Consider the following 7,556-nt stretch of genomic DNA (forward strand, 5'->3'; position numbering starts at 1 on the left):
ACGATCCGCCCCAAAGTTGGGTGCAGCGCCAACGTTCGACGGGAGTTTCGTCGGAGTAGGCTCATGGCGAACACAACCGTTCGGAAGTAGCTGGTCCGATGAGCCGGGGGAGAACGGGTTGAGCGTGTCAGAGGCAACAGGGGTTTCCGCCGAGGGGTTCCCGTCCACCCCGTCGGCGTCGAAAATTCGTGTCGCTATCGTCGACGACCACGAGTCGGTGCGACTGGGCCTGAAGGCCGCTTTCGCCGACGAGGGGTACGACGTCGTGACGGTTTCCCCGAACGTCAACGATCTGATCAGTTCACTGGCGGGTCGCGAAGTGGATGTTGTCGTGCTCGATCTCTCCCTGGGGGATGGCTCGAGCGTCACCGAAAACGTGAAGCGCGTTCAGGCGGCGGGTGCTGCCGTGCTGGTGCATTCAATCGCCGACCGCGTCGGCCTCGTGCGTGAAGCGCTCGCCGCCGGCGCCGCAGGTGTCATCCCGAAATCATCGGCCACCAAGACGGTGATCGCGGCTGCCGCCACGGTCGCCCGGGGCGACGTGCTCAATAACTTGGAATGGGCGACCGCGATCGACGCCGACCGCGATTTCGCGAAGGCGCAGCTGGGGCGACGCGAGCGGGAGATCCTGCACCTGTACGCCTCGGGTTTGCCCCTCAAACTCGCCGCCGAGCAGCTGGGGATCGGATACTCGACCGCGCGGGAATACCTCGACCGCATCCGCGTCAAGTACGTCGAGGTGGGACGTCCCGCGCCGACCAAGGTCGATCTGCTCCGTCGCGCGGTGGAGGATGGCATCCTGCCGGGCCTAGACGCCGACGGTGGCGACGCCTAGCCGGGTGGCGGGCGATCTCAACCTCGCCCGGCCGGTCCGCAACCCGCTGAGTCTGCTTCGCGTCGACGCTGCTATCGCGCGTCTCGCGGCCGTGATCGGCGGTGCCTTCTTTCTGCAATCCATTCCGCTTCAGCTCAGTCAGCTTCCCAACATGGCACCGGTCTGGAGCATCGCAATGCTCGGCATCATCGTCGCCTCCCTCGTCGTATGCGCGGTCGCGGCAATCGCCAAACGGTTCGTTCGTACGACCTATCCGGTGTTTGCGATCGTCTACCTGGTGGCCCTGGTGACCTGGCCGTTCGCCGTGGTCGACATCCCGAAAGCGGAGGGGAATCCCGCCAGCTATTGGCTGTACTTTCTGCTGACGATCGCCACGTCGATGGCCGCGGTAAGCCTTGATCTGCCGCTCGCCGCTGTGTACACGATCGGCGTACCGGTGGTCTACGGCATCATCCGGGTCACCCCTCCTGGCGGGCACGTGGATGTCGTCCTTGCTGTCCTCGACTCGGTCTACTCGATTCTGCTCGGCGGGGCGATCCTGATCCTCATCGTTGTCCTTCGATCGGCGGCTAGCGGGGTCGACGTCGCGCAGCAAAACGCCCTCGAGCGCTACTCCCATGCCGTTCGGCAGCATGCAACCGAAGCCGAACGCGTTCAGGTCGACGCGATCGTGCACGACAGCGTGCTGACCACCTTGCTGTCGGCTGCGCGAGCATTCACCCCTGAAGCGAAAGTGCTCGCCTCGACCATGGCCTCTAACGCGATCGGGCACCTCCGCGAGGCAGTAGCAGCCGCACCCGACTCCGAGGCAACCATCTCCGGCGAGATCGTGGCCAATCGCATCATCAGCGCCGCCGAGAGCATGTCGCAGCCTGTCTCAGTGCGCACGTTCGCGACGGAGTGGTGCCTCATTCCGATTAACGTCGCTGAGGCCGCCTATTCGGCAACCGTGCAGGCGATGATCAACAGCCTCCAACACGCGGGAAATGGCGTCGAACGCTGGGTTGAGGTGCACTCGCTCGGGCATCAAGCGTTCACGATCGAGATCGGTGACCGCGGCAAAGGCTTCGAGCTGGACGACATCCCCACCGAGCGTCTGGGCGTGCGGGTGTCAATCTTCGAACGCGTCGCGACCGCCGGTGGGGTCGCCCACATCGAAACGGCGCCGGGCCAGGGCACCGTCATCACTCTGAGTTGGGACGGCGTCCCCGCCACCACCGGACCGGTCGACGTTGTTCAGGAGGTGGAGCGCGCATGAGAGTCACCGTTCCGCGGTCGCTGATCGTGCTGGTTGCCACGCTGTTCTCGAGCTACCTCATCGTTCTTGCGCTCTACTCGCTGCCCCAGCACTTCTCCTCGACCGAGGAGCCGGTGTTCGCCGGTATCGCGATCTACGCGATTGCGACAGCGGCGGTTCTCGTTCCTGACCGGCGAGCCGGAATGCCGATCTGGCTTGCGGTATTTGCCGTCGCGATTGCCGTCGTGCTTCCCGTGCTCGTCTCGTCGGGCCTTGATCCGGCACGCGAGGGGGGCAACGGGTACGCGACCTGGTACGTCGCAGCAGTTGGCGCGCTGATGACGATCACGGCAGTTCGACGCCGGCCAGGGTTTGCCTGGATCGGCATCGGATTCCTGATCGTGCAGACGGTGTTGTGGGCGGGTCCCGGCGCGCTCGCGGGCATCGGAGTGATCGGCAGCGCATCCTGGGTCGGCGTCGCGCACCTCCTGACCAACGCGCTCGCAAAGGCCGTGCGCGATTCGCAGCGCTTCGCGATTGCCGAACGCGGTGCCACCGAGTGGCAGGCCGCCCAGGAGGCGCATCTCAACGAGCGGCAGTTCCGTCTCGGTCAGACCTCGGTCATGGCGCTGCCGATGCTTCGTGCGGTCCAACAGAGCAAGGGGGACCTCACCGCTGCGCAACGTGCCGAGTGTCTGCATCTCGAGGGCGCGATCCGAGACGAGATTCGCGGCCGCAAGCTGCTCAACGACGCGGTACGAGAGCAAGTCATGTTGGCGCGACGCCGTGGCACGACAGTGACCCTGCTCGACGAAGGCGGGCTTGATGACCTCGAGGACTCGGAGATTGACCGGATTCTCGGCGCGCTCGCCGATGCACTGCGACACACGACAGCCGACAAGGTCATCGCCCGCACCGTGCCCGAAGGATCCGACGTTGGGGTGACAGTCGTCGGCCTGCGTTCGAGCGACGACGGCAGCGCCAGCGCACTCGGCGACTCACTCGGTGACGAAGAAATCGAGCTTTGGCTCGAGATCCCCAGGATCGCCGCAGTCGGTCAGGATGCCAGCGCGGCGTCAGTTGCGAACAAGTAGTTGCGCACGGAAGGTTTGACCTCATCCACGCGCACCCAGTCGTTGCCTGACCAGGTGTACATCTTGTACGCGGGCCACATGCCCAGAATTTCTCCGACGAAACCCGCCGCATCCCGGCCGTAACGCACCAGATGGCGGTCTTCGATCTCGAGCATCAGGCTCGGCAGATCGCGCGTGATGGTGGCGCGGCCCCCCTCGATGACGGAAGGCTCGAAGCCTTCGACATCCACCTTGATGTAGCTGATCCTCGCGATGCCCTCGCGGGTGACCCAGTCATCAATCGTGTCGACCGGTGTCGGGGTGTACCGGATGCGGCGCGAGCCCTCGTCGACGCCTTCTGAGATGTGCCCATGGCCGAAGATCGGCAGGCCCAGGATGATGGGCACGGCGATCGAACTCTCGCCCGGTTTCGGGCCGAGCGCGATGCGCCGGATCAGACCGTTCTTGACCCCGTTGATGGAGCGCAGAAACCGGGTGACGTAAAAGTTGCGAGGTTGCGGGTCGAAGGAGTCGACGCGGCCACTCGGCCCGACAATGTGTGCGAGGGGAACCGTGTACATCCCCAGCGCGGCTCCGACGTCGAGCACGGAGTCTCCGGGATGAACGAACTTTCCCAACCCGCGAATCTCGGGTTCGGCGAAATGGATGCGGGCCGAAAGCCGGTAGATCGCGTGCCCGATCCAGAGCCTGACGCCGCCACGCTTCGCTGAGGCGGCCGAGGACTTCGGAGTAACGGCGTCGATCACGTGAGCCTTTCGGGTCGGTCACGGCGCACGCCGTGCTCACAGCCTGCCAATCCTATTGGCCCAGGCGGCGCGATCGCGACGCACAACGGGGAACGTGGACGAGGGACCGGAGCCGTTAACTGGATCGCGGGGTCGAATCCGAAGATCCGACCCCGCGACCAAAAATCGAGTCAGGGCGATAACCCGAATACCGCCCTGACTCGCCCCCACAAGTCGGCATGCTTACCCATGACGCCGACCAGTGTTGGTGATCTCAGACGAGATACACCTGTTACTCCTCCAAACTAGTCGCGGCGTTCGGCTGTACCAAGTCGTCACTTTGGGGGACAAACGACCGCGCAGATTCCCGTGAAATCAGCAGTGAAGTTGGACGATATGCGTTTTGGGGGACAGACCGCGACGACCAGTCCCCGATCTCTCTACCGGTCGACGTTGCGCCAGGCGCCGAACGGGAGGGGTGTACGGATGGCGCGCTGACTGCGCTGCCAGGCACTCGGGCCGTTCTGGCTGCTCGCGAGAGTTTGCCCAGCCAGCTCGTCGAGTGCGGCGGACAGCACGGCTGTCACCGCCGCGATCTCCGGCGCGGTCGGATCGCCCGACAAGATGCGGATGTCGGGAGGCGGTGCCTGGTCGTTCACAGGGGGATGTTCCCGTGCTTCTTCGGCGGCTGAGTTGCCCGTTTGGTGCGCAGCGCCCGAAGCGCTTTCACGATCGCGACCCGGGTCGCGGCCGGCTCGATCACGCCATCCAGCTCTCCGCGTTCCGCGGCCAGGAACGGCGACGCGACGTTGTAGGTGTACTCGTTCGCAAGACGGGTGCGCACGGCGGCGACGTCTTCGCCGGCCTCCTCCGCCTTCTTCAGGTCGCCCCGGTAGAGGATGTTGACCGCGCCCTGGCCGCCCATGACCGCAATCTCGGCGGTGGGCCAGGCGTAGTTGATGTCGGCGCCGAGCTGCTTGGAACCCATCACGATGTAGGCGCCGCCGTACGCCTTGCGGGTGATCACGGTGACGAGCGGCACCGTCGCCTCCGCGTAGGCGTAGAGCAGCTTCGCCCCGCGGCGGATGACACCCGTCCACTCCTGGTCGGTACCGGGAAGGAAGCCGGGCACGTCGACCAGGGTGAGGATCGGGATCGAGAAGGCGTCACAGAACCTCACGAATCGCGCAGCCTTCTCGCCGGCCTGGATGTCGAGGGTTCCGGCCATGGCGCTCGGCTGGCTCGCGATGACGCCGACGCTGCGGCCTTCGACCCGACCGAAACCGATCAGGATGTTGGGGGCGAACAGCGGCTGCACTTCGAGGAAGTCTTCGTTGTCGACCAGCGACTCGATGATGATGCGCATGTCGTAGGGCTGGTTCGGTGAGTCGGGGATGATCGTGTTGAGTTTGCGGTCGGCATCCGTGACCTCCAGCTCGACGTCGCTCTCGTAGACCGGCGCCTCGACGAGGTTGTTGTCAGGCAGGAAGCCGACGAGGGTGCGGGCGTAGTCGAGGGCGTCATCCTCATCGCTGGCCAAGTAGTGAGCGACGCCGCTGGTCTTGTTGTGGGTGAGCGCGCCGCCGAGCTCTTCCATGCCGACGTCTTCGCCGGTCACGGTCTTGATCACGTCGGGGCCGGTGACAAACATGTGCGAGGTCTTGTCGACCATGATCACGAAGTCGGTCAGGGCGGGGGAGTACACAGCGCCGCCTGCGGCCGGGCCCATGATGATCGAGATCTGCGGGATGACTCCCGACGACGCCGTGTTCAGGCGGAAAATCTCGCCGTACTTACCGAGCGCGACGACTCCCTCTTGGATGCGTGCACCCCCGGAGTCGAGCATCCCGATGATCGGAACGCCGGTCTTGAGCGCGAGCTCCATGACCTTGATGATCTTCTCGCCGGCGACCTCACCGAGTGAACCGCCGAAGATCGTGAAGTCCTGAGAGTAGACGGCCACCTGCCGCCCGTGGATGGTGCCGGTACCGGTAACGACGGCGTCGCCGTACGGCCGGTTCTTTTCCATGCCGAACGCCTGGGTGCGGTGGCGCACAAACTCGTCCAGTTCGACGAATGAGCCGGTATCAAGCAACTGCTCGATACGCTCCCGAGCGGTCTTCTTGCCCTTCGCGTGCTGCTTCTCAATCGCGGCAGCCCCGCTCGCGGTGACCGCCTCGTGGTAGCGCACTTTCAGGTCCGCGAGCTTTCCGGCGGTCGTCGCCGAGTCGGGACGGGGTGCGTCGGAATCGGAAGCGGCAGGAGTCACGGCATTCAGCCTACCGATCAGCCGTCGCGCCCCTCTGGTGGAAACCTCCAACGCCCGGGCCGTCACATCTCTCCCCACGGCTTCCAGCTGAGGACTAGGCTCACGACCATGAGAGCCGGGGGGATTCTCGGGATCGTCGCGATCCTCGCTGCGGTGCTGGTGGGCGCGCCGTCGCCCTCCAGCGCGGCGACCTCCGCTGCGGCTTCGTCCGCTCCGACGCCTGTCGTCGACGGAACACGACTCGTCGACAGTCGGACCGGCGCGAGGTGGGATGCTCACGCCGTCAACTGGCCGAGCTTCGAGTACGCCTGTCAGCAGGGTTGGGCGTATGCGTCGGGTGGTCGCGACGCTGCGGCGGCCGCGGCCATGGTTTCGTGGGGGATCACCGCGGTGCGGCTGCCTCTCAACGAGGCCTGCTGGCTCGGGGTCGATGGGGCTCCCGCGTACGGCACGAGTGCGGGTTACCGTTCCGCGGTGAACGACTGGGTTGGTGTCCTCAACGCCGCAGGACTGGTTGTCATTCTGGATCTGCATTGGACGTCGCCCGCGGGGTACCCGGCGAACGGTCAGCGTGCGATGACCGATGCCCGGTCGGTCACGTTCTGGTCGCAGGTCGCGACGGCCTACGCGTCGAACCGGTCGGTCATGTTCGACGTCTTCAACGAGCCCTACTCCCGCTGGAACAACACGACGAACTCGTGGACCTTCCAGCTCACGTGGTCGTGCTGGCGAGACGGCGGATGCCGGGCTCCCGTCGAGAACGACCAGACCTCTACGTTGAGCGGCGCAACGTACGTGGTGGCCGGGATGACCCAGCTGGTCGCTGCCGTGCGCGGGGCTGGCGCGACCCAGCCGGTCCTCCTCGGCGGTTTGGACTACTCCAACGATCTCCGGCAATGGCTCGAGTATCGTCCAGCGGACTCCCAGCTGGTGGCGTCCTGGCACAACTACCCCGGACAGCGGTGCAGCTCATCATCGTGCTGGAACGCAGAGATCGCACCCGTCGCCGCGGTCGTGCCGGTCATCGCGAGCGAGTTCGGGCAGACCGATGGTGGGTCGTCGTTCCTGACCACTTTCATGACATGGGCAGACGCTCATGGCGTCGGATACGCGCCCTGGGCGTGGTGGATCGTGCCGGCCTCCGAAGGGCTCGCGGCTCATCGCTACGCGCTTATCGCCGACTCGTCGTTCACTCCGCAGGCGCCCTCGGGAACCGCGTTCCACGACCACCTGGCGACGCTCTCCCCATCGTCTTCCGGCCACCCCGTTCCTCCGTTCGGGGTGGTGGATTCGGTGTCGTTGGTGGGTTCGACGTTGACGGCGTGGGGTTGGGCGATCGATCCGGATACGGCTGCGGGAATCCAGGTGCGGTTGATGGTTGATGGCGCGGTGGTCG

At 65.4% G+C, this 7,556-nt stretch carries 7 protein-coding genes; 4 read left to right on the forward strand and 3 right to left on the reverse strand.

Translation table 11 applies throughout. The features are described from left to right. The first annotated feature begins 124 nt into the window (after positions 1-124). From ABIR17_RS01565 to ABIR17_RS01575, 3 genes are read left to right on the forward strand one after another with little or no spacing between them, the layout of a single operon-like run. Positions 125-835 (forward strand): response regulator transcription factor, encoded by a 711-nt coding sequence (locus ABIR17_RS01565; RefSeq protein ID WP_348002604.1) that lies wholly within the window; start codon positions 125-127, stop codon positions 833-835. Beyond that, positions 822-2,093: an ATP-binding protein gene (locus ABIR17_RS01570; protein WP_348002605.1), complete on the forward strand. Its 1,272-nt coding sequence runs from the start codon at positions 822-824 to the stop codon at positions 2,091-2,093. The genes ABIR17_RS01565 and ABIR17_RS01570 overlap by 14 nt, the downstream gene beginning before the upstream one ends. Then, entirely contained in the window at positions 2,090-3,166 is a 1,077-nt protein-coding gene (locus tag ABIR17_RS01575; protein ID WP_348002606.1) for a hypothetical protein, read from the forward strand. The genes ABIR17_RS01570 and ABIR17_RS01575 overlap by 4 nt, the downstream gene beginning before the upstream one ends. Here ABIR17_RS01575 and ABIR17_RS01580 read toward each other — a convergent pair. The 3 genes from ABIR17_RS01580 to ABIR17_RS01590 form a co-directional block, all read right to left on the reverse strand. After that, positions 3,130-3,912 carry an FkbM family methyltransferase gene (locus ABIR17_RS01580; RefSeq protein WP_348002607.1) on the reverse strand — a complete coding sequence of 261 codons (783 nt, stop codon included), beginning with the start codon at positions 3,910-3,912 and terminating at the stop codon, positions 3,130-3,132. The genes ABIR17_RS01575 and ABIR17_RS01580 overlap by 37 nt on opposite strands. A 419-nt stretch (positions 3,913-4,331) precedes the next feature. Beyond that, entirely contained in the window at positions 4,332-4,550 is a 219-nt protein-coding gene (locus tag ABIR17_RS01585) for an acyl-CoA carboxylase subunit epsilon (protein ID WP_348002608.1), read from the reverse strand. Further along, the gene (locus ABIR17_RS01590) at positions 4,547-6,160 is read right to left on the reverse strand and encodes an acyl-CoA carboxylase subunit beta (RefSeq protein ID WP_348002609.1); all 1,614 of its coding nucleotides are present in this window, start codon (positions 6,158-6,160) and stop codon (positions 4,547-4,549) included. The genes ABIR17_RS01585 and ABIR17_RS01590 overlap by 4 nt, the downstream gene beginning before the upstream one ends. 108 nt (positions 6,161-6,268) lie before the next feature. Here ABIR17_RS01590 and ABIR17_RS01595 point away from each other — a divergent pair. Beyond that, positions 6,269-7,556 (forward strand): cellulase family glycosylhydrolase (locus ABIR17_RS01595; protein ID WP_348002610.1); only part of this gene is annotated, 1,288 nt, incomplete at its 3' end.

It is taken from the genome of Pseudolysinimonas sp., assembly GCF_039912695.1.
Lineage (GTDB): Bacteria > Actinomycetota > Actinomycetes > Actinomycetales > Microbacteriaceae > Pseudolysinimonas_A.